Raw genomic sequence first — 3,103 nt, forward strand, 5'->3', positions numbered from 1 at the left:
AACGCCCGCGGTCATATCCTTCAGCACGGACAAGTCTGGCACGGCGGCGCGGGCAACGGCGGACGACGCGAACGGCGCGAGGGCGGCGGCGGCGAGCAACGCGCGGCGGCCGAACGAAAAGCGGGGATCGGTCATGGCGGAACGATAGGGCGCTTGACCGCGCCGCGACAATCCCCTTCCCTGTCGGCGAACGCATGGGAGAGCGATCTTGGCAAAGCGGCTGACCACCTTCATTCTGATCGGGCTGGTGCTCGGGCTTGTCTTGGGTTGGCTGCTCAACGCGCATTATGACGATGGCACGGCCGCTGCTGCGGCCTGGCTCAAACAGCTTGCTGGCTATTTCACGATCGTCACCACGATCTTCCTGCAGTTGATAAAAATGATCATTGCGCCGCTGGTCTTCTCCACATTGGTCGTCGGGATCGCGCATATGGGGGATACCGGGGCGCTCGGCCGCGTCGGGCTCAAATCGCTCGGCTGGTTCGTGGGGGCTAGCTTGCTGTCGTTGACCCTCGGCCTCGCGCTCGTCCACCTCACCCAGCCGGGCGCGGGGCTGCACCTGCCCATCCCGCAAACCGCAGTAGACGCGGCGATCGCCGCCAAATCAGTCGATCCGATAGATATCGTCAAGCACATCTTCCCAGCCTCGATCATCGACGTGATGGCGACCAACGCGATCCTCCCGATCGTCATCTTCTCGATATTCTTCGGCGTTGCGATCACCGCAGTTGGGGACAAGGCAAAACCAATCGTTCGCGGGCTGGAAGGCGTCGTCGCGGTGATGCTGCAAATCACCGATTATGTGATGCGCTTTGCTCCGTTCGCGGTGTTCGCCGCAATCTGTGCGGCGCTGATCGAACACGGTCCGAAGGTGATTTCCAAGCTCGCGTACTTCATGGGCAGCGTCTATCTGGGTCTCGCCACGTTATGGCTATTGCTCATCACGCTGGCGCTGCTGTTTATCGGAAAACGAGTCTTTCAGCTGCTGCGCTTTATCCGCGACCCTGCGCTACTCGCCTTTTCGACCGCCTCTTCGGAAGCGGCCTTCCCCCGCACGCTCGAAGCGCTCGAACGGTTCGGCGTGCCGCCAAAAATTGCGAGTTTTGTCCTGCCGCTGGGTTATTCGTTCAACCTTGACGGGTCGATGATGTATATGACGTTCGCGTCGCTGTTCATTGCACAAGCCTATGACATTCCGATGTCGATCGGCGCGCAGGTGGGCATGCTGCTGATGCTGATGATCACGTCGAAGGGCATTGCCGGCGTGCCGCGCGCGAGCCTACTCGTAATCGCAGCCAACCTCGATTATTTCCATCTCCCCGCAGCCGGACTATTGCTGGTCGTCGCGATCGACAATTTCCTCGACATGGGCCGGTCGGCGACCAACGTGCTGGGCAATGCGATCGCAGCGAGCGTTGTCGCGAAATGGGAGGGCGAGCTTGGCGAATCGCACGGCAGCCCGGAAATCGAACCGCTGCACGCGCCAAGCAAGGGCCTTTAGCATCAGGCGTAGGCGTAGGGCCCGCCCTTCGCCAGCGCCGCCTGATAGGCCGGTCGGGCGTGGACCTTTTCGACCCACGCAACCGTCGCCGGGCGCGAGGCGTCGAGGCCTGCGCGGCTCATCGCAGCCTCTAGTGGAAAGCTCATCATGATGTCGGCGGCGGTCATCTCGTCGCCGGCGAACCAGGGGCGCTGGGCGAGTTCGCTTTCGACATAATCGAGATGCACGTCGATCATCGGCTGGATGCGCTTGGCCGCGGTCTTGCCCATAAGCGGGATCCGGTTGACGACGAGCATCACGAGCAGCGGCGGCATCATCGATCCTTCGGCGTAATGCAGCCATTGGCGGTACCGCAGCGCATTGTCGCGATGCGCGGGCGCGCCGAGCTTGCCGTCGGCCTTCTCGACCAGATATTCGCAGATCGCGCCGGTTTCGATGATGATCTTGCCATCATCCTCGAGCATCGGCGACTTGCCGAGCGGGTGGACTCGCTTGAGCTCGGGCGGCGCCAGCATCGTCTTGGCGTCGCGCTGATAATGCTTGATCTCGTATGGCAGCCCGAGTTCCTCGAGCATCCACAGAATGCGTTGCGAGCGCGAATTGTTGAGATGGTGGACGATCAGCGTCATACGGCGGCTCCTGCGGTTGCCGTCCATATCCACGCTGCCGCCGGCAGAGCAACCACGCCGTGGGCGGCAAAGGGCGCGAGTAGTTCCCTCAGCCGTTCGATCAACGCCGGACGACGGTCGGCGGGCTGCTCCGCGAGAGCGCGCGCGACCGGGCCGATCCGACTGAAGAAATCCACCGCGTCAGCGATCGGATCATCGCCCGCCCCGGGGAGGTAGTCGAAGTCGAGCGGCCGAACCTCGGCGCCTGCCCAGCCGCTGCGTGCCAGGACGTCGGCGACAAAGTCACGGTCGGCGAACCCGAACGGTCCGGGCACATAGCCGGCAGGCGGCGCGGTGGGCCCGAGCAGGTCGTCGCTGAGCATCGCCCAGCGATTGGCGCTGCGCGCTCGGAAGCAGGAAAAGACGAGGCGAGCGCCGGGCTGCGCCGCGATACGGATCTTTGAGAATGCCGCGACCGGATCGGCAAAGAACATGACACCGTGGCGCGAGACGAACAGATCCGCCGCCGTCGCCGGGTCGATCGCGCTGGTGTCGGCGACGGTAAAGCCGAGGTTGGCGATTCCGGCGCCACGCTGGCTCGCCACCGCGATCAGATTGGGGGAAACGTCGAGGCCCGTCACCGCGAGCCGGGGTCGCGCAATAGCGAGCGCGATCGCGGTTTCGCCGGCGCCGCAGCCGAGATCGATCGCGCGCCCCGCCTCCGGCGCCGAAGCGAGGATCGCCGCGTTCAATGCGGGGGTCAGATTCGCGTGGCTGCGATCGGTGCGGCGCCATTCGTCGGCCCAGACGTCACCGGTGCGGCCGGTCCATTCGTCGGTCGAGAACATGCTGCTTTCCCCTATCTGACTCGATCCGAATGTAGCGAACATTGCCCATGCCACGCGGGCGCAAAAGTCGCAAAAGTCGCCCCTCTACACGTGCGCGCGGGGCCGGAATATGAAAGGCCCGCCGACGCGGGCGGGCCTTTCCGGGA

Annotated in this window: 3 protein-coding genes; 1 reads left to right on the top strand and 2 read right to left on the bottom strand. The window is 64.1% G+C overall.

Going from position 1 to position 3,103, the window contains the following annotated elements; genetic code table 11:
• Positions 1-208: 208 nt before the first annotated feature.
• Entirely contained in the window at positions 209-1,501 is a 1,293-nt protein-coding gene (locus tag JWM94_RS03025; protein WP_299421494.1) for a dicarboxylate/amino acid:cation symporter, read from the top strand.
• 2 nt (positions 1,502-1,503) lie between these two features.
• On the opposite strand, the gene JWM94_RS03030 is transcribed toward JWM94_RS03025, so the two are convergent.
• Positions 1,504-2,130: a glutathione S-transferase gene (locus JWM94_RS03030; RefSeq protein WP_299421497.1), complete on the bottom strand. Its 627-nt coding sequence runs from the start codon at positions 2,128-2,130 to the stop codon at positions 1,504-1,506.
• Positions 2,127-2,957 (bottom strand): class I SAM-dependent methyltransferase, encoded by an 831-nt coding sequence (locus JWM94_RS03035; protein WP_299421502.1) that lies wholly within the window; start codon positions 2,955-2,957, stop codon positions 2,127-2,129. The genes JWM94_RS03030 and JWM94_RS03035 overlap by 4 nt, the downstream gene beginning before the upstream one ends.
• Between the last annotated feature and the right edge of the window lie 146 nt (positions 2,958-3,103).

Source organism: Sphingomonas bacterium, from assembly GCF_028289855.1.
Classification (GTDB): Bacteria; Pseudomonadota; Alphaproteobacteria; order Sphingomonadales; family Sphingomonadaceae; genus Sphingomonas.